At 67.4% G+C, this 20,738-nt stretch carries 5 protein-coding genes; 2 read left to right on the top strand and 3 right to left on the bottom strand.

Going from position 1 to position 20,738, the window contains the following annotated elements; all coding sequences use genetic code 11:
• Nucleotides 1-151: 151 nt before the first annotated feature.
• Genes AC1RHV_RS08140 through AC1RHV_RS08150 form a run of 3 tightly spaced genes read right to left on the bottom strand, consistent with a single transcriptional unit; the run spans nt 152 to nt 17,878 of the window.
• A complete protein-coding gene (locus tag AC1RHV_RS08140) occupies nt 152-475 on the bottom strand; it encodes a hypothetical protein (RefSeq protein ID WP_175181465.1) in 324 nt (107 codons plus the stop codon).
• On the bottom strand, nt 472-16,116 hold the full coding sequence (locus tag AC1RHV_RS08145) for a hemagglutinin repeat-containing protein (RefSeq protein WP_492300382.1): 15,645 nt from the start codon (nt 16,114-16,116) through the stop codon (nt 472-474). The genes AC1RHV_RS08140 and AC1RHV_RS08145 overlap by 4 nt, the downstream gene beginning before the upstream one ends.
• A gap of 55 nt (nt 16,117-16,171) precedes the next feature.
• A complete protein-coding gene (locus AC1RHV_RS08150; RefSeq protein WP_492300384.1) occupies nt 16,172-17,878 on the bottom strand; it encodes a ShlB/FhaC/HecB family hemolysin secretion/activation protein in 1,707 nt (568 codons plus the stop codon).
• A 445-nt stretch (nt 17,879-18,323) separates the two neighbouring features.
• Here AC1RHV_RS08150 and AC1RHV_RS08155 point away from each other — a divergent pair, with 445 nt between their 5' ends.
• Both AC1RHV_RS08155 and AC1RHV_RS08160 read left to right on the top strand, forming a co-directional pair.
• Nucleotides 18,324-18,836 carry a winged helix DNA-binding protein gene (locus AC1RHV_RS08155; protein WP_035360603.1) on the top strand — a complete coding sequence of 171 codons (513 nt, stop codon included), beginning with the start codon at nt 18,324-18,326 and terminating at the stop codon, nt 18,834-18,836.
• A 9-nt stretch (nt 18,837-18,845) separates the two neighbouring features.
• Nucleotides 18,846-20,699, top strand: a complete 1,854-nt coding sequence (locus AC1RHV_RS08160; protein ID WP_119449933.1) for an ABC transporter ATP-binding protein — start codon at nt 18,846-18,848, stop codon at nt 20,697-20,699.
• The last annotated feature ends 39 nt before the right edge of the window (nt 20,700-20,738 follow it).

The following is a 20,738-nucleotide window of genomic DNA, read 5'->3' on the forward strand; positions in this document are numbered from 1 at the left end:
GACCAGGTTGATGTCGCGTCCCGCGACCAGCGTAAGGTTGCCGCCCGCCGCGATGGTCGAGCCGACGCATGAGCGGCGGCGATTTGGGCGGTAGGGAATTACAGCGGCAGAAATAAATAGTCCCGGCTGTGCCGGGGCTATTTATATACATCTAGAAGACTTCGTGTCTGAGTCGTTTAAAGCAATCACTCTTCTTGATAGCTTCCTCTATATCAGAGGATCGATCAGTAGCATTTATGTACAGCAAAACCGGGTAATCCGGAAAACCCTGTTCAACTGGCTCCTCATCAAACGGATCAAGATTCATCTTCAGAACAAAATTTTCCGAATCATTACTACCGAACATGTAGTAATCACCGCCATGATAGGTGCTATTTCTTTCCTCAAAAGAAATCCCAAAAACTTCTTCAATACGACTTCTTGCCAGCAGAAGGCTTATATCTTTGGCACCATATAGATCATATGCATTGTTCATTTCGGAAGAACCACACTTGGAGAACGACTTGCAGCTGTTGCAACAGAGTCATAAATCATAAAGTTAACTTCACGGCCCGCCTGAGTACTCAGCTTACTTGCTAAATCCTTTAGCCCAAGAGCATGCAAGTCTCTAGCACTTAGAGGACCTGTACGAGAACCACCGCTACGCAAGCCTATTCCTAACGACTGAGCACGCTGTAATAGTTCAGGGCTCGCCAAGGCGATATCGAAATCACTCACCCTCCCAACATCAAACGGTTGCCCAGTCTTGAAGCTCTGCCCCGTTACAGCGCTTCCTTGAAGAATGGGCTCTACGTTTCCATAGCCAGCTTTCGCTAAACCATCCCGCGCATCAGCACTAAAGCGTGCAAATTCTTCCGCACCTGAGAAGCCCTTAGGAACAGCAGCCCCTTTTGCACCAACAACAATTTCGGCCACGCCAGGCTTAATTAAGCCACGAATTGCGGATCCCACCCCGCTCAGCGCCCCGCCTCCACTGTCGATCGCCAGCCCTTCAGCAACGCCGGCAGCGATGGTGTAATGCCACGAACCGTCCCGAGGATCGGGCGTGGCTTGAATCATAGGGGAATCAGCCGGCACAGCAAACGGTACGCCGCGCTGATCGAAGAACACGACATTGCCGCTCGCAGTTGCTAGTTGGATTGCAGCACGGCACAGGGAATATTCACCATTTGCGCAAGCGCTTGCTAACTCTTTGTCGCGTTGTGCTGACATGCCGCTCAGTTCTCGCGCCCGATTGCAGCTGTCTGGATTTTCCGAACTGCAAGAAGCGATCGCTGCGTCGAATTGGCGTTGTTCGGACGCCCTGAACCCCTCAGTTTTTTGTCCAAGATAGTTGTTCTCGGTCTCGATCTGGGCGGCTAAAGTTGCAACCGCACTGTCTCCACCCAAGGCTGCTGCAAGGCCCCCGACGAGGCTGGCGACCAAGTTAACTCGTGCTTCCTTTTGCTCAGCCGTCAACTCCTTAGCCCCGGGGCCAGAGAGACCCTGGATAATGTTGTTGAGTACGACACTCGCAGCAGCCCCAGCCGCGGCAGCACCACAACTGCTTCCTTGACCAACGGCCCCAGCGCACCCCACCAACCCTTGTAATGCCGTCCGGGCCGTCTCGCTGTCCAACGCATCCGCAATCTGCTTCACTTTGCCTGCGCCCAATGCTTGCAGATAGTTCGCCGCAACAGACTGCACCACCTCGCCAGCAGCCCCAGTCACATTGCCACTCACGGCACCCATGATCGCGGTCAGCCAACGACGGCTCTCACCGCCAGGCAGCCACTCCTTGGCGTCCGCATAGGCTTGCTCAAGCTGTTTCCGGCGCGGACCTTCGGGCTCGTTATCCAGCGCATCTTTCAGCGCCTTCGCCTCCTTCGCCCGATTCGTCAAAAACTGCCCCACCTGCTGCTGGGCTTCCGACGCAATCTCAAACCCCGCCTCGATCTTCTCCTTGTCAAAAATCGGCTTCAGCGCATTCAAGGTATCCGAGGTATCCCGGTTCAACGCCGCGATCGTTTCCGCCGCCGTCATCCCGCTCAGATCCTGCTGCGCAGCCTCATCGCGAATCACGACCGTGCCGCCGCTGATGGCGCTTTGCGTGGTCGAGTTGCCGCTGCCCTTGGCGGCCACGACGATGGGCGTGCCCATGCCGAAGCCGCTGCTGCCGGTGGTGATGGACGTGGCATGGTCCTTGCTGGCGCCGCCTGCCACCTGGCCGTCCTTGGTGGTCCCCAATCCGGAATCCGCGCCCTTGGACGCGCCGAAGCCGAAGCCCCCGCCTATCGAGACCTGGCCGCCGCTGTACTTGGCGCTGTTCTTGATGCTCTCCGTGATCAGCGTGCCGGTGTCGAGCTTGTTCAGCCCCTCCGCCACGGCCTGGTCGCTGCTGGCGATAACGCTGCCGATCAGGGTGGTGTTGTTCTTGACGTCGATCTGGAAGCCGCCGTCGCCCGCCCGCAAGCCCGTCTGCTCCATGACGGACTTGAAGTTGCTGTTCATCTTGCCGGTGCTGGCGTTGGCCGAGAAACTACTGGCCCCGGCGCAGAACGGCGGGATGCACAAGCTCAGCCCAAAGCCGGCGCTCTTGTTCTTGGAGTCATATTTGCTGCTGTCCTGCAGGCTTTCCAGCAGCAGGTTGCCGCCGACGGACGCGATGATGCGATCAGCCTCCCCTGTCGCGCCCTTGAGCGTGGTGTCCCCGCCCGACTGGATCGCCAGCACGTTGCCTGCCGTGACATGGCTGTTGGTCCAGCTTTCGTCCTTGCCGTTGGCCGAACCCCGGCCAACCGAGGCACCCAGTTCCAACGTGAAGCCGTTGCGCTCGCCGCCAGTCGAGAAGCCGATGCCGATGCTGCCGCTGCTGCTCTTGCTTTCGGTCTTCTGCTCGAAGGCGTTGCGCGCGGCCTGCAGCACTACGTCGCCTTCGGCCTTGAGCACCACGTTGTTGCCTGCCGACACGTTCGAGCCCGTAACTGTGATGTCGGAGTCCTTGCCCGCGCCTTGCGCAACGATGGTCAAGTCCTTGCCCGCAGTGACGGTCGAGCCATAGGCGTTGGACGAGCTGCGATCAGTGGTGCTGGTGCTCTTGCTTGTACCCAGGCTGAGCTTGATGCTGATACCGCCCACCTGGTCGATCTTGTTGCTAGAACCAGGCTCGACCAACTCCGCCGCTTGGGCGGCCAGGGCGGACTTGCGGACGGCGTCGTAGGCGTTGACGCCCGCGATGCCGGTGGTTACCCCGGCGAGCCCCTTCATGACGGTGTTGTCCGTCTTGCCTGCCGCGTCGGCCATGCGCGCGCCGGTCTGCACGGCACTGACCAAGGGGTTGCTGGCGGTGAGCGTCAACCCGGTCTGCTTGATCTCATGGAACTCCTTCTCGCGCGCGGTATCGAGCGCCGCGGCGATGTTGACCTCCTTGCCGATCAGCGTCATGTCGCCCTGGCGCGCCAGGAGGTTGCTGCCCGTGATGTTCAGCGCTTCACCGGCCTTGATCAGCACATCGCCTTCGACGCTGCCCACCGTGCTGGCGGTGTTGAAGACTTTCTTGCCGTCGATCCAGTCGGTCTGCTTGCTGCTGCCGTAGCTGATGCCTCCCATCGCGCCGAAGCCGGACTTCTTGACCATCTTGTAGTTGTAGCTGTCCTCGGCGTTCTGGCCCGGCAGGATGTTCACGTCGCGTTCAGCGGACATGACCAGGTCCTTCTGCGCGCCGACATTCGACCCCACCACATTCAAATCCCGCCCCGCCATCAACACCGCCGTATCGCCGGTAAAGGTCGATCCCTTGGCCTGTTCCCAGTCGCTGGAGGTGATGGTGTGCGTGGTCTTGGACGACAGGAAACTCTTGGTCTTGTAGCGGACCTCGTCGTAGGCCGAGCCGGTTTCCACGCCAGCGACCAGGTTGATATCGCGTCCGGCGCCCACCGCCAGCTGCTTGCCGGCGGTGACTTCGGCCGCACGTGCGTTGACGTCCTGTCCCGCGACCAGCGTAAGGTTGCCGCCCGCCGCGATGGTCGAGCCGACTTCGGAGCTGGTGCTCAGGTCGTGGCGGTTGTTCTTGTTCAAGACCAGCGTTTCGCCATGGCTCTCTGTAAGCGTCTCCAGCGCGATATCGCGCCCGGCCTGCAGGCGTGCGTCGTCCTTGACCGAGACTTGCGCCGCGGTCAGCGTGATGTCGCGGCCGGCCTGCATATTGAGATTGCCGGCGTCGACGCGGGCCACGCCGCTGACGTGCGTGCCCCAGGTGCTGCCGAAGTTCTCGGACGCCGCAGTGGACGTCAGGGCGATGTCGTTCCCCGCCTTCAGGGCGACGTTGTCGCCCTTGATCAGGGACACCAGGTTGGTCAGGTCCTCGCGTGCGGCGAGGTCGACGGTGGAGCCCTGGATCAGCCCGCCGCCCTGGTTGACGATGTTGCCGGCGGTCATGACGGTGGCTTCGCGCGCGCCGATGGTGCCGCTGTTGACGATGTCGCCTTCGGCCTCCAGCTTGACGTTGCGGCCGGCCATGAGAGTGCCGTCGCCCTTCAGGTCGCCTTCGCGCACCAGCAGGTAGACCTGCGGGACCAGCACGGTCTCGGTGGTGCCGTCGGGCAGCGTGACGGTCTGTTCGACCAGCCAGACCAGGTCGGTGGTGAGCTGGCGCTGTTGCGCCTCGGTCAGCGCGACGCCGAGCTGGATGCCGTTGTCGCGGGCGAATTGCGCGCCGGCGGCGAGCAGGGCCTTGTACTGGCTGTCGTTGTCGCTGTACTTGTCGAGGAAGCGCTGACCGGTGGTGGCCAGGATCTGGTCGGACACGAGCTTCTGTTCATAGAAGCCGTCGCCCAGGCGCTTGGGCTGGCCCGAGGGCGTCAGGAACTTGGCGCCTGCGGGTACCAGGGAATCCCAGCTGCCCAGACGCGCGCCGGACAGGTTCTGGCCGTCGGCCGCGGCGGTGGCGCCGCTGGCGGAAAGCGAGCCGCCCGTGCCGAGCGTGGCGCCGGCGGGTCCGGAGGCGCCTTGCGCGTCCAGGCGCTGGCCGTCCAGGCCGCCGCTGGCGCCGACGGTGGCGCCGGCTTGGCCCGCATTCGAAACTGAACCCGCGCCGACGCCGGCGTTGACGGGGCCGGAGCCGCCTTGGCCGTCCATACGCTGGCCTTCAAGGCCGCTGCTGGCGCCAACGGACGCGCCGCCTTGGCCCGGGGTCGAGATCGAACCGGTGCCCACGCCGGCATTTACCGTACCGGCCGTGCCGGGCTGGTCGTTGCGTTGGCCTGCCAGGCCGCCGCCCGAGCCGGCGCCGTTGCCGATGGTGGTGCCGGGCAGCGCGCCCGGCTGGCTCAGCAGGTCCAGCAGGTAGTCACTGGAGACGGTCGGCCGCTGGCCGACGAAACGCGGATCGGTGGCGACGACGTAGGGCGCATCCGGCCTGCCGTTGACGGTGTAGAGCTGGCTGTCCGGAATGCCGGCGGGATTGGAGACGGTGCGCACCACCGTGCCGCCGGGCAGGCCGACGCTGGCGACCAGTACCGGCCCGGGCGCGGTGCCGCCATTGCTGGCGCCGGGCTTGGAGCCGTTGAGCTGGACGGCGACGTTGCCGCCGGACGTGCCGACCGGCAGTTCGATGGGCTGGCCGGCCAGGGTTGCGTTGTAAGCGCTGGAATACTCCTTGCGGTCGCGCGAACGCGCCTGGGTTTCCGTCATGGTCCCGGTCCGCGTGATAGTACGCACGCCGCCCGCGCCGATGTTGTTGATGGCAGGCCCCGCCACCGTGAGCGCGCCGCCCGCGGCGATCTGGCTCTTGTCGTTGGTGACGTCGCCGGTGAGCGTCATGGACCCGCCCGACAGGATCTTGCCGGGATCGGAGGACAGGGTGCGGGTCTCGGTGACGGTCTCCTGCACCCGGTAGTACACGAACGTGCCGACCAGGCGATTATTGAAGTCGGCGTTGAATTCCCGGATGCGCGCATCCAGCACCATGTGCGGCGCCTTGTACGCAGCATAGGCTTCTTCGTAGGCCTGGCGACGCGCTTTCTCGGCGTCGCAGGTGGCGCGGTTGTAGCAGGCCCGCTCAGGCTCCGTCCAGACCGGCATGGGGCCGGACGGCGGCGTCACGCCAAAGACGGACCAGATGCGCTCCTGGGCGCCGTACCGGAATTTTTCCGGAACGTCCGAGCAGGTCGCACCCGCATCGCCGCCGGGACCGTCACACACCATGGTGACCGGCGTATAGGTAGGAGTGATGGGCGAAGTCGTGCCGCCCTTGCCTTTCAGACTAGGCGCGTAATCAAACGGCGGCCCATAACGCGACGCCGGATACTTGGTCGACGGCAGCAGGAACATGCGTTCCGGATCATCGTCCAGCCACGCCGGATCCTTGCTGCACATAGGCGTCACTTCGTCGCACAGCCAATTGGTCTCGGCGTCGTACATGTCGGTGGTGCCGGCCGGGGTGAAGTACACCTTGGACGTGCTGGACACCTGCACTGTTTCGTTGGTGTAGCGGTCGTTCTGGTTGCGGATGGACGCGGCCGAGATGTTGGCATTGCCGGCCGCTTCAATGGTCGCGGAGGCGTTCAGGAGCGAGCCGGCCTGGCCGATGGCACGGCCGGCGGCATCCAGCGCGCCGCCGATGCGCAGGTCGGCGCCCGCGTAGATCAGCGCGTGGTCGCGGTTGATGAGCGATCCCACGCCCAGGTCCATGTTCCCGCGCGACGCAATGACGGCGCCGCCGCCTGCGCCCGCGCCGTTGACCAGCGTGCCAGCCTGGATCGACACGGCATCGCCGTAGATGCGGCCGGTGTTGTCGACGCGGCCCGCGGTGATGCGAGTCGAACCGCCGTCGATGAGGCCGGCGTTGGTCAGGCCCTGCGTCACCGTGATGCGGTTCTGGCCGGCGGCCAGCAATTGGCCGGAGGCCTGGTTGTTCAGCGAATCCGCCGTGATGCTCAGGTCGCGGCCGGCGCTGATCTTGGCGCGGTTGTCCATCGCGCCGCCGACCGACAGATTGAGATCGCGGCCGCTGGAGATGTCGCCCTCCTGGTTCAGCGGACCGGCATAGGCGAACGACAGGTCACCCGCGGATTGCAGCACCCCCAGCCCTTGCAGCGCCTGCGCGATGACGGTCAGGCTCTTGCCCGCCTGCAGCGTGCCTTGGGTGTTCCTAAGCGTGTCCGCGACGATGCGCGCGTTGCCTTGGGAAGCGACGGCGCCGCCTGTGTTGTCCAGTTCCTTGGTGGTAAGGGTCAGGTCCTCGATTGCCTCGATGGAACCGCCCTGGTTGTTGACGCGGTCGGCCACGATGGAGACGACCTTGCCCAGCACGCCCTTGGGCGGCGTGCCGGCCGCGGTCACCGTGCCGCTGTTGTCCAGGCTGTCGGCCTTCAGGGTCAGCACGTTGTCGGCCTGGATCAGGCCGCCGCGGTTGTCCACCGCGCCCGTGGCGGTGATGGTCAGGTCACGAGCGGCCAGCGTGCCGTCGCGGTTGACGACGCCTGCAGCTTCGATGCTCGCATCGCCTGCGGCTGCGATCACCCCGCCGGTGTTGTTCAGGCCGCCGCCCAGCTTGATCGCGGCATCGCCCGTCGACGTCAGTTTGCCGCCCTGGTTGTAGAGATTGGCGGCGCTGATGTCCAGGGCGCCGCCCTGCACGACCGCGTTGCGGCTGTCGACGTCGCCCGCCGTGGCCAGCGTGACCTTGCCGATGGCAGACAGTTTGCCGCCCGCCAGGTTCAGGCTGCCCGCCGACAGACTCAGATCGCGGCCGGCGAGGCTGGTGCCGCCATGAACGATGGAACCCCCGGTCAATCTGATGCTGCCCGGTTGGCTGAGCGCGCCGTCGGCGCCCACGCCCGCCACGAAGCGGCCGGCATTGGAAAGTTGTCCCAAGGCGGTGGCGATGAGATCGCCGCCGGCCAGCACTGAGCCGGTGTTGTCCAGCGTGGATCCCGCCCACAGCTTGGCATTCGTACCCGCGGACGCGATGCCCGCGTTGAGCAGCGCGCCGCCCGCGCTCAGGTCCAGCGCCGCGCCGGACTGCAAGCGGCCGTCCGCCGTGATGGTGAGTTTGCCGCCGGCGCTGGCGACCAGGTTGCCAGCCTGCGTGGCGGCGATGCCGCCCAGTGTTGCGTCCGTGCCGGCCCGCAAGGTCATGCCTTGTTCCGCCGCAGCCGAGCCGAGCGCGGTCAACGCGCCGTTCGCCTGCGCGGTCAGCGAGCCCCCAGCCTGCAAGCGCGACGCCGCGCCTAATGCGATATCGCCGCGCTGCGCGGTGAGCGACAGGTCGCCTTGCAAGGCGGCGACCGTGCCGTCGACCGTGATCTTGTCGCCCGCTGTCAAGGCCTGCGAGCCACCGGCCAGCATGCGCCCGGCCGCCTGCAGCGCGCCTTGCGCGGTGGCGTTCAACGTACGGCCGGCCTGCGTCAGCCCGGCCGCACCGACGGTCACGTCGCGGCCCGTCAGCGTCAGATTGGCATCGGTGGCGGCAGTGCCGTCCACTCGCGCGTCGCGAGCGGCAGCCAGCAGCATGTCGCCCACCGAACTCAGGGCGCCCGTTGCGTACAGGTCACGATCCGCGCGGGCAGTCAGCGTGCCAGCGGCTTGCAGTTGGCCGTTCTGTTTGACGACGAGATCGCGTCCCGCCGTGATCGAGGCATTGCCCGCCGCGCGTTCGCCCAGGGCGGCAGCAAGGCCGCCCAACAGGACGTCTCCAGTTGCGGCGAGCGTCAGGCCGCCGCCCGCGGCAATGACGCCGTCTGACTCCAGGTTGCCGCCCGCGCGCGCGCTCAGGCCGTCGAAGGCCTGCATCCTGCCGCCCGCGCCGACGAGCAGGTTCGCGCCTGCGTCAGCGGTCAGGCCGCCTTCCAGCGCGGTGGCGATGCCGTCGATGCGGATGTCGCGCTGCGCGCCCAGGACGATGGGGGAACCGGCGGTCGCCGTGCCCGTGATGAAGAGGTCGCGGCCCGCCTGCGCCTGCAAGACGCCGCCCGCGGCGCCCGCGCCCGTGGCGGTGCCCGCCGTGCCTGCGATGCGCAAGTCCTGGCCCGCGCCCAGCAGCAGCTTGCTGCTGCCCTGGGCCAGGCCGGCCTGGCCGATGCTCAGGTTCCCGGCCGCGTCCGCGCGCAGCGTGCCGTTGGCGACGGTCTTGCCGTTCAGCTCGGCGTCCGCGCCTGCCTTCAGCGTGATGTCCTGCGCGCCCGAAATCGTGCCGTTTGCCAGCAGCTTGCCGCCGGCCTGTGCTTGCAGCAGTCCGCCTGCTTGCAGCGCGCTTGCGGCGCCCAGCGTCATGGCGCCGCCGCTGTCCACCTTGAGCGCGCCCGCATCGGCCAGGACCGTGCCGTCCACCGCCAGATCCTTGTCGATCCGCAGCGTCGCCGCTTGCCCGGCCACCAGCGTGCCCGCCAAGGCGGCGCTGTCGGCCTGCACATCGACCGAGCCATCGGCCTGCAGGCGCGCGTTCGCGCCGGTGGCCAGCGCGCCGCCGGCCTGTAGCGCCAGATTGCCGGCCGCCAGGTTCTGGCCGTCGAGGCTGATGTTGCCAACCGACTCCAGGATCAGATCGGCCAGCGAGGAAATCGTACCTGCCGCCGTCAGCGAACCGCCCGCCCGCGCTTGCAGCGCGCCGCCGGACAGCGCCCGGCTGCCGGCCGTCAAGACCAGGTCTTCACCCGCTTTCAGATTCAGGGCGCCGTTGGCGGATGCCGCCGTGCCGGACATATCCAGTCGCCCCCCGGCGTCCAGGCTTGCCCCCTTGTCGCCACGCACGACGCCGGCCATCTCCAGATTGCCCGCAGCCGCGATCCGCGCCTGGTCCGCGGCGTCCAGTTGCGCCGCCGCGCCGATGCGCAGATTGCCCCCTGCGCCGAGATCCAGCGCGCCGTCGGCGCCCAGCTTGCCGTCCACGCGCGCATCGCGCACCGCCTGGAGTTCCGCGTCCGCGGTGGACACCAGAACGCCGCCCAGCGCCAGGTCGCGCCCGGCGTCAGCCTGCACGCCCTTGCCTTGCAGCTGGCTACCCGCGCCCAGCAGCAGGTCATTGCCGCTCTTGAGCTGCAGCGCCCCGCCATAGGCGAGCGCATTGCCGTCCACGCGCAGGTCGCGCGACGCGTCCAGCGACATGCCGCCTTCGGCCAGCGCCGTGCCGGCGAGGTTCAGATCCTGCCCGGCCGCAAGCGTCATCGATGCGTCGGATTGCAGGTGCGAGCCGCCCGCCGCCGTCAGCGTCTGGCCCGCCTTCAGGTCCAGGCCGCGTGCCGCGTAGACCTGTCCCGCCACTGCCGCGTTGCGCGCGGCCTGTAGCGTCAGGGCGTCCAGCGAACTGAGCGCGCCCGCCACGCGGAGATCGCCCAGCGTCGTGACGTTGACCGCGCCCTTGGCCGCGACCCGCGCCAGCTCGCCCATCGACAGGTCGCCGCCGGCGTTCAAGCTCAGGCCGCCGGCGCTGGCGGCAAGCGTCCCGTCCACGGACAGCTTGCCCGCGGCATCGATGTTCATGTCGCCGTTGCCGCGCCAGACGCCGGCCAGCGTCATGTCCTGGCCGGCCTGGGCGCGCGACGCGCCTTCGGCGTCCCATTGCGCCGTCTTGCCCATGGCAAGGTCACGCACTGCAATCAGCGACGTGTTGCCGGTGGCTGCAGCCTTGCTATCGATGCGCGCATCGCGTCCCGCGTTCAAGAGGATGTCGCCACGCGCGGCCATCACGCCGCCCGCCAGCAGATCGCCCATGGCGCGCGCCTCCACGCCCACGCCCTGCGTGCGGCTGGCGTCGCCCAAGCGGAGGTCCTTGCCCGCGTTCATGGCCAGTTGGCCGCCGTAGGCCAGCGCCGCGCCGTCCACCTTTACGTCGCGCCCGGCATCCAGCGTCAGGCCCTTGTTGGTCTCCGCCTCTCCGGCCAGCACCAGATCCTGGCCGGCGCGCAAGGCCATGGCGCCTTCCGATTGCAGGCGCGCATCCGCGCCGGCCTGCAACTGACCTATCGCCTCCAGCAGCAGCGGGCCGCCAGCCAGCAGCTTGCCCGTCACCGACGCATCGGTTCCCGCTTGCGCCGTCAAGCCGGCCAGCGAAGACACCGTGCCCACCACGTTCAGCGCGCCCTTCGCGACCATGGACAAGGGACCGCCGGATTGGGCGCTGCCGCCCACCGTCATGTCGCCGTCCGAGGCCAGGGTCAATGCGCCCGAGGCTGCGCCGGCCGTGCCGCTGACGTCCAGCGCGCCTCCCGCGCGCAACTCCGTGCCCTGGTTGCTGAGCAGGCTGCCCGACAACGCCACGTCGCCGCCGGCTTGCAGGCTTGCAGCGCCCGTCGTTTGCAGTTCGCCCGTAATCTTCGCCGACTCCTGCGCGCGCAGCGTCAGGTCGCCGTCGGCGCCGAGCTTGGCGCCGAACACCGCGTCGCGGCCCGCCGTGAGGGCGGCCGATCCCGCGGCCACCATTTCGCCGGCCGTGACGAGATCGCGCGCCGCCTGGGCCGTGACGCCCTTGCCCTGCGTCTTGCTGGCAGCGCCCAGCAGCAGATCGCTGCCGGCAGTCATGGACAATTCGCCGCCGTAGGCCAGCGCGCTGCCGTCCACGCGCAACTCGCGTGTTGCGTCGATTGCGATGCCGCCATCGCTCAGGGCAGCGCCCGCGAGACTGGCGTCCTGGCCCGCGCTCAGCGTCATGTTCTTGGACGATTGCAGTTGCGCGGCCTGTCCCGTGCGCAGGTCCTTGCCTGCCCGCAGCGACAAGGCGTCGCCGGACAGCAGCTTGCCGTCCACCGTAGCGCCGTCCACCGATACGAAAGTCAACGCGCCCTGGCCGGCCAGTTCGCCCGCGACCGACAACGCGCCGCCGCTCTCACCACGCAGCGCGCCGCCTGCCAGCGCCTTGCCTGCGCTGCCCACCGTCAGATCGCCACCGGCGAGCAGCTCGATTGCGCCCGATGCCGCGGAAGTCGTACCGTCCAAGCGCAGCGCACCGGCGGCCTCGATGCGGTTGCCCAGGTTGCTGCGCACAGCACCCGCCAGCATCGCATCCTGCCCCGCCTTGAGTTGCGCCTTGCCTTCCGCGTCCAGTTGCGCGGCTTGGGCGATGGCCAGATTACGCCCGCCATCCAGCTTCAGGTCGCCTGCGGCCACGGTCTTGCCGCCGAGGCTGGCATCGCGGCCCGCGACCAATGCGATATCGCCGCGCGAAGCCATGGTTCCATCTGCCAGCAGATCGCCGCTGGCGCGCGCGCCTACGCCTTCGCCCTGCGTGCGGCTGGCATCGCCCAAGCGCAGATCATTGCCTGCGTCCATCGACAGTTGGCCGCCGTAGGCCAATGCCGCACCACCCACGCGCAGATCGCGCGCGGCGTCCAACGTCAGACTCTTGTTGGCTTCCGCCTCGCCTGCCAGGACCAGATCCTGGCCCGCGCGCAACTGCATGGCGTCTTCCGATTGCAAGCGCGCATCCGCGCCTGCGGCCAACCGGCCCAGCGTTTCCAGCAGCAGCGGACCGCCGGCCAGCAGCTTGCCATTGACCGTCGCGTCGCCGGCGGCCTGAGCCGTCAAGCCGGACAGCGAGGACACCGTGCCCGCCACGTTCAGCGCGCCCTTCGCGACCATGGACAAGGGACCGCCGGATTGGGCGCTGCCGCCCACCGTCATGTCGCCGTCGGAGGCCAGGGTCAATGCGCCCTGCGCTGCACCCGCCGTGCCGCTGACGCCCAGCGCGCCCCCAGCACGCAGTTCCGTGCCCTGGTTGCTGAGCACGCCGCCCGACAACGTCATGTCGCCGCCGGCTTGCAGGCTGGCCACGCCGGTCGCTTCCAGCTGGCCCGTGACTTGCGCCGTGTCTTGCGCACGCAGTGTTATGCCGCCGTCGGCGCTGAGCCTGGAACCGATGACCGCGTCCCGGCCCGCGGTGAGCGTCACGGAGCCCGGCGCCACCATCTCGCCGCCAGCGCCCAAGTCGCGCCCAGCCAGAACGCTGATGCCTTTGCCCTGGGTCTTACTGATATCGCCCAGCCACAGATCGCGACCGGCACTCATCGACAGGCCGCCGCCGTAGGCCAGCGCGCTGCCGTCCACGCGCAGCTCCCGTGTTGCGTTGATCGCGATGCCGCCATCGCTCAAGGCAGCGCCCGCAAGGCTGGCGTCCTGGCCCGCGCTCAGCGTCATGTTCTTGGACGATTGCAGTTGCGCCGCCTGGCTCGTGCGCAGGTCCGTGCCCGCGCGCAGCGACACGGCGTCGCCGGATAGCAGCTTGCCGTTCACCGTAGCGCCGCCCACCGATACGAAAGTCAACGCGCCCTGGCCGGCCAGTTCGCCGTCCACGCGCAACGCGCCGCCGCTTGCGCCGCTGAGCGCGCCGCCCGCGTATGCCTTGCCCTGCGCGCCCACGGACAGATCGCCGCCCGCGAGCAAATCGATGGCGCCCGCGACCGAGGAGGTTTCTCCGTCCAGCCGCAGCTTGCCAGCGGCGTCGATGCGTATGCCCTGATTGGTGCGCACAGCGCCAGCCAGCATGGCGTCCTGCCCAGCCTGGATTTGCGCCGAGCGTTCCGCCTCCAGCTGCGCGCCTTGCGCAATGGCCAGGTTGCGTCCTCCCGCCAGCGTCACATCGTTGGTGGCGACCGTCTTGCCGCCGAGCTGCGCATCGCGCCCCGCGGTCAACGCGATATCGCCGCGCGCGGCCATCGCGCCGTCCGACTGCAGGTCACCGCCCGCGCGCGCCGACACGCCCTCGCCCTGCGTGCGGCTGGCATTGGTCAAACGCAGATCCTGGCCCGCATCCATCGACAAGACGCCGCCATAAGCCAGCGCCGCGCCGTCCACGCGCAGGTCGCGGCCCGCGCCCAGTGTCAGGCCAGCATTGGTTTCCGCCACGCCGGCCAGAAGCATGCTCTGGCCAGCACGCAGCTGCATGGCGCCGTCCGATTGCAGACGCGAGTCCGCGCCCGCCGCCATCTGGCCTATCGCTTCCAGCAGCAGCGGACCGCCGGCCAGCAGCTTGCCGTCGATCGCGGCATCGCGCGCGGCCTGGGCCGTCAATCCGGACAGCGAGGAGACCGTACCCGCCACGTTCAGCGCGCCCTGCGTGCTCAACCTGACCGGGCCGCCTGCCTGCGCGCTGCCGCTGACCGACAGGTCGCCGCCGGAAGCCAGCGTCAGTTCACCCGCTGCCGCGCCCACCGCGCCGCTGATGGCGAGCGGGCCCGCCGCGCGCATGTCCACGCCCTGATTGCCGCTCAGGCTACCCGCAAGCGAAATGCCTGCTCCGGACTGCAGCCGCGCGCGGCCCAGCGCTTCCACCTGTCCGGTGACGGCCGTGGCGCCTTGCGCGCTCAGGTCCAGATCGCCGCGCGCCAACACCCGGGCGTCCACCGCGGCTTCGCGTCCGGCCTTCAGTTCAGCTGCCGTCTCCGACACCAGTTCGCCATCTGCTCGCAGATCGCGCGCCGCATCGATTCCCACACGCTTGCCCTGCGCCTTGCTGGCCGCGCCCATGCGCAGATCGCCGCCGCTCTTCAGATCCAGCGCACCTCCATAAGCCAGCGCGCTGCCGTCCAGGCGCAGGTCGCGCGTGGATTCGACCAGCATCGCGCCATCGGTCAGGGCCGCGCCGGCCAGCGTGACGCCTGAACCCGCGCGTATGGTCATGCCTCCTGCCGACTGCAGCTGCGCGCCGGCCTCCGACACCGCGTCCGCGCCCGCCTGCGCCTGCAACACGCCGGACGCATAAACCTGGCGCGACAACAGCATGTCGCGTCCCGCCTGCAGCGTGACGCCTTCCTTCGCGGAAACCACGCCACCCGCCGTGGAAACGCCGCCGCTCGGCTCGCCCGGCGCGGCCGGGTCGGGAGTCTTGCCGGGCTCGCCGCCGGTGGCCGATCCAGATCCAGTTCCCGATCCGGCGCCGGAGCCCGAACCATTGTCGGTTCCCGCCCCCCCGCCGGTCCCGCCACCCGTGTTCCCGCCTTGCCCCGGCTGCGGCGCGACCGCCTGGCCCGCTACCTTCAGATTGCGTCCGGCTTGCGCACGCAAGTCCTGATCCGAAGTCAGCAAGCCTCCCGACAAGGAGAGATCCTTGCCCGCCGCCACGCGCAAGACGCCTTGCGTGCGCAGGCTGCCCTGCGCGCCGACAGCCACATCGCCGCCAGCATCGAGCGTCAAGGCGCCACCGGCGCCGACCGCGCCCTGCACGGAAACGTCGCGCGTAGCCGCAAGCGCGGCAGTCCCGCCGGCCTGTGCCGCGCCTTGGACAGACAGATCGCCGCCGCTGTCCACGCGCAGATTGCCGGCCGCCTGCGCGGTGCCGCGCGGCGCAATGCGGACGTCGCCCGCCGCCGTGACCTGCAGGTCGCCGGTCAGCGCCACCAGGTTGCCGCCGATGTTCACGCCCACGCCGGCCTCGGTGCCGATCAGGCGCACGCTATTGGCATACATGCCGCCCAGCGCCGCGGTATCCAGCGCCACCTCCGGCGCCGCGCCTTCGCCCGCCTGGGCGGACACTGCTCCCGTGGCATAGTCGACGCGCGCCGCGCCTGCGGTCACGTTGAGCTTGTCGGCCCACACGTCCGCGTTGATCTCCAGCGTGCGCGCCAGCAGGTCCACCTGGCTGAGGTTGGAGCCGTTCAAGCCGGCGCCTTCGACGCGGATCTTGCCCGAAGCAATATCGAAGCCGATGCTGCCGTCCGGTCCGACCTGGGGCTTGCCCGTGGTCAAGGTGGCGCGGTCCGCATTCAGAAAGCCGCAGCCGTTGCAGGTAATGCCCGCCGGGTTGGCGACGATCACATTGGCGCGGTTGCCGGCCACTTCCAAGGTGCCCAGCAGTTGCGACGGGTTGGGCGCGGTGACCTGGTTGAGAATGGTGCTGGCGCGCTGATTGCCCAGCATGGGGTTGCCGCCGACCTGCCCCGCCAGTTGGGTCTGGCTGGCGCCGCCGCTGTTGTTGAGCACCGCGCCGGACGGGCCGACGTTGAACTGCGTGTAGCGGTTGTTGGACACGCCGCCCGCCGACGGCGGCGCGATGTTGATGACCGGCACGCCGTTGCTGACGCCGACGGAGGGCTTCGCTCCCGCCACGCTCTTGTCCACCGAAATCGGCAAGGTCTGCGCCAATACTGGCGACCAGACCTGGGTGAAGACGACGGACCAGACTATCAGGGAGCGAAGCTTGGACATCATGCGTATCCGGTTGGACTAAGGATGGACTGCGGTTTCGCGGCGCAAGGCCGCCGGATCAGAACTCGAACATCAGCACCGCCGCGAACATGGTCGAAGCGGTTTTCAGGGACTCGGGCTTTTTCAGCGGCCAGCCGGCAGACAGGTCATAGCTGGCATTGACATAGGGCATGGCGAGCCGTCCACGCAGCCCGGCCACGGCGCCGACCAGCGTGCGGCCGGATAGCGACGCCGCCGACGGACCGCCCACCCGGCCCACGTCCAGGCCCGTGTACAACTGGTGGCCGGGCACGCGCAGCAGCTTGTCCAGGCCCAGCGACAAGTCGTTGCGCAAGGTCCAGCCGTCCTCGGCGGCCAGCGTCATCTGCCCGTCGAAACCCCGCACCGCATAGCGGTTGCCGATGGTGAAGTAGTCGGACGGCACGATGGGCGTCTTGGCGTGCTGGATCTGCCAATTCAGCTGGTAGGCCCAGGGCTGCTCCGCCAGTTCGAACGGCAGATACAGGCCCGCATTGGCCGAAAGTATGGTGCTGCGGCCGTTCCAATCCGGATCGCCATAGACGTAGCCCGGCTGGTCGGACAGCCCGGTCAGCGTGCCGCGCACGCCCCCGCCGACGTCCAGCGCGGCGCGGCCCAGATAGTGGCGATGCCCCAGGTTGAACTCGTAGCCGGTGACGTCGCGCCGCTGCACCTCGATGTCCACGTCGTTGAGCGTGCTGGTGGTGCGCTTGCGCAGCAGCGTCAGCGATGCCGTGCCCTTGTAGGTGGCGCTGCGATACGGCACCACCGAGACGCCTGCCTGCACCTGCTTGGTCGTGCCGCCGTAGATGATGGGTTCATCGAAGCCGGCCACGGTCTGGCGGTAGGTGGATTTGCTGGCGCCGGCAAAGAAGGTCCAGTAGCCGAAGGGAATGCTGTAGTTCAGCGAGGCGGCGCGCGTGTTCGACTCGGCGTCACGCCAGCGCGCATTGCTGTTCCACGACACCGACAGCTGGTCGTACAGGAACAGGGGCGAATCCAGGGTCAGGCCGGCGTTGACCTGGTACTTGCCGATGGCGTCCATGCCGGCGTTGTCGCCGCCGATGTATCCATGCCAGCGCTTGCCGGTGCCGGGACGGATGAGGATGTCGGAATCGCCCAGCTCCGGCCCGGGCGCGACGTCGATGGACGCATCGGCCTGGCTGCCCAGCCTGCGAATGTTTTCCAGCGCCTGGTCCAGGTCGCGCTGGTTCACTTCGCCGCCCGGCCCCGTGGGCAAGGCCGTGCGCCACCAGCCGATGGCGCCCTCGCCCTTGACGGCGGATATGCGGCCCGGCAGGTAGCGCAGCGTCAGCGTGCCCGCGGCCAGGGATTGTTCCGGCACGACCACCCGCGCCGTGACGAGTCCGCGATCGATCAGCAGGCCGATCAGATGTTCCTGCAAGGCCCGCAACCCCAGGCCGCCCACGCAATGGCCAACGACGGCATCGGCTGCGCGCGCCAGCGATTCAGCGGGCTGCGCTCCGTCCCAGACGACTTCCTTCAGGGCGAAGCAAGGCGTTTCGACCGGCAGGACCAGGCCGCCGGCGGTGGGCGCGGCGGGCGACAGCACGTCCGGCCGTTCGGCCGCTCGGGCGCGCTGCGCTCCAAGTTCCTGTTCTTGGCGACGTTCGATTTCGGTGGCGCGCACCGCTGCTTCGGGCAGCTGCTGCGCACCGGATCCAGCCGGGAAAAAGCCAGCCGCCAACATGCCCGCGGCCATGCGCAGGCGCCAATAGTGATTCATGCCGGTATGGCGCCTGCGGACGTGCGCGGCGCTCCTTGTTATCGCTTTATGAAACTAAATGTGTTTCGAGTTTGCCTTAAAACACAATTAATAACAATAAATATCTGAATGTAGAAGCTCATAAATTAACGGAATTGGTGGAATTTAGAGCATAAAGAAGCGCAAATTCATGCGTGAATGCCATAGTTCCGTAGCCCGGAACTATCACGATCGCAGTAGAAGCGATTTGATGTGAAACAAATCGCAAGCAGTTCGAAGTTCGCGAGCCGGCAGCTTTTTTTTACGCGGACACGCGTCGCGGGCAAATAGGAGAAGTTCGAGATCTGGCGGCAAAACCTAGGACCGGCCGCTTGCACACGGGTTATCCCCGATACGGGCATATCAACAAATCGTCAATAATTCGCCAACGTTTTATCGCCGATCCGTCCCCTTCCCCTCCCAGCCCATGCCTGTATCCGTCCGGGACGCCATTGTTTCCTCCTCCCATCTGGCCTCTTCAGCCCCCGAGCTTTCCGAAGTCGAATTCGGCCTGATCATCGCCTCGCACGCGTTCAACCGCTGGATGGTGCGCTGCATGGCCTGTGCGGGACTGCCAGAGCTGACCTCGCTGGACATCCTGGTGCTCAACCACGTGTTCCACCGCGGCCGGGGCAAGAAGCTGGCGGACATCTGCTTCACGCTCAACGTCGAGGACACCCATCTGGTGAACTACTCGTTGAAGAAACTCGAGCGCCTGGGCGTGGTGCAAAGCGCCAAGACGGGCAAGGAAGTGATCTACACGGCGACCGACGCCGGCGCGGCCGCCATCCAGCGCTACGCCGAAGTGCGCGAGCAATGCCTCGTCAAACCCTTCATCGACTCCCCCGCGGCGGACGACGCCAGCCATCAACTGGCCAACACTCTGCGCGCCCTCTCGGGCCTGTACGACCAGGCCGCCCGCGCCGCCACCTCCCTGTGAGAATCCAAGTTGTCTAGCACCACCGCATCTACTTCCGCCCCGCTGCTGTCCGTGCGCGGCGTGTCGGTCGACTTCAATACCGAAAACGGCGTGTTCCGCGCCGTCGACAACCTGGATTTCGAGGTGCGCCCCGGCAGGACGCTGGCCATCGTCGGCGAATCGGGCTCGGGCAAGTCGGTCACGTCCATGGCCATCATGCGCCTGACGGACTACACCAACGGCCGCATCGCCACGGGACAGATCCTGTTCCGCGACAGCGCCGACCGCGAGATCGACCTGACCGCGGCTTCCGACGAAGACATGCGCGCCATCCGCGGCAACGACATCGCGATGATCTTCCAGGAGCCGATGACTTCGCTGAACCCGGTGTTCACCGTCGGCGACCAGATCGTCGAGGCCATCATGCTGCACCAGCAGCTGTCGCGCTCGGCCGCGCGCCAGGCGGCGCGCAAACTGCTGGAGAAGGTGCGCCTGCCGGACGCCGAACAGATGCTGGACCGCTACCCGCACCAGCTGTCGGGCGGCATGCGCCAGCGCGTGATGATCGCGATGGCGCTGTCGTGCCAGCCGCGCCTGCTGATCGCCGACGAGCCGACCACGGCCCTGGACGTCACCATCCAGGCGCAGATCCTGAACACCGTCCGCGAACTGCAGCGCGACCTGGGCACCGCAGTGATCTTCATCACCCATGACATGGGCGTGGTCGCGGAAATGGCCGACGACGTGGTGGTGATGCTGCGCGGCAAGAAGGTCGAGCAAGGCACCGTGGACGAGATCTTCAACGCGCCCAAGCATCCCTACACCCGCGCGCTGCTGGCGGCGGTGCCGCGCCTGGGCAGCCTGACGGGCCGCGACCTGCCGCTGCGCACGCCGCAGACCGTGCTGGAAGGCGACACGCTGCGCGAAGTGGGCGAGACGCGCGAGCAGGACACCGCGCGCTACGACGAGCCCGTGCTGCGCGTGGAAAAACTGACCACCCGCTTCGACGTGGGCCACAACTTCTTCGGCCGGGTCACGCACCGCGTGCACGCCGTCGAGGAAGTGAGCTTCGACGTCTACCCTGGCGAAACGCTGGCGCTGGTGGGCGAGTCCGGCAGCGGCAAGTCCACCATCGGCAAGACCTTGCAGCAGCTGGTGGCGCCGACCTCGGGCGCCGTGCGCTACAACGGCCAGGACATTTTCTCGATGGACAGCGCCGGCCGCCAACGCCTGCGCCAGGAGATCCAGTACATCTTCCAGGATCCCTACGCCTCGCTGGATCCGCGCAAGACGGTGGCGTTCAGCATCGCGGAACCGATCCGCACGCACGGCCTGTTGACCAGCGAAGACGCCATTGCCCGCCGCATCGGCGAACTACTGGAGCAGGTCGGCCTGAAGCCCGAACACGCCAAGCGCTACCCGCATGAATTCTCGGGCGGGCAGCGCCAGCGCGTTTGCATTGCGCGCGCACTGGCCAGCAATCCCAAACTGATCATCGCGGACGAATCCGTGTCGGCGCTGGACGTGTCGATCCAGGCGCAGATCCTGAACCTGCTGATGGACCTGCAAAAGGACCGCGGCCTGTCCTATCTGTTCATCACGCACGACATGGCGGTGGTGGAGAAAGTCAGCCACCGCGTCGCGGTCCTGTACCTGGGCCAGATCGTCGAACTCGGCACCCGCCGCCAGATTTTCGAATCGCCGCAACACGCGTACACGAAGAAGCTGCTGGCCGCCGTGCCGGTGGCCGAGCCCGGCCGCCACATCGACACCTCGCTGATCGAAGGCGAGATTCCCAGCCCGGTGCGGCGCGTCGGCGACGAACCCGCCATCATTCCCCTGGTTGAATTCGCGCCCGGCCACCAGGTGGCCCGCGCGGCTTGAGCCGCATATCCTTTTTCACGTCGGCCCGTCCGGCTTCCC

The sequence above is a fragment of the Achromobacter sp. GW823-FHT04E03 genome, assembly GCF_058796095.1.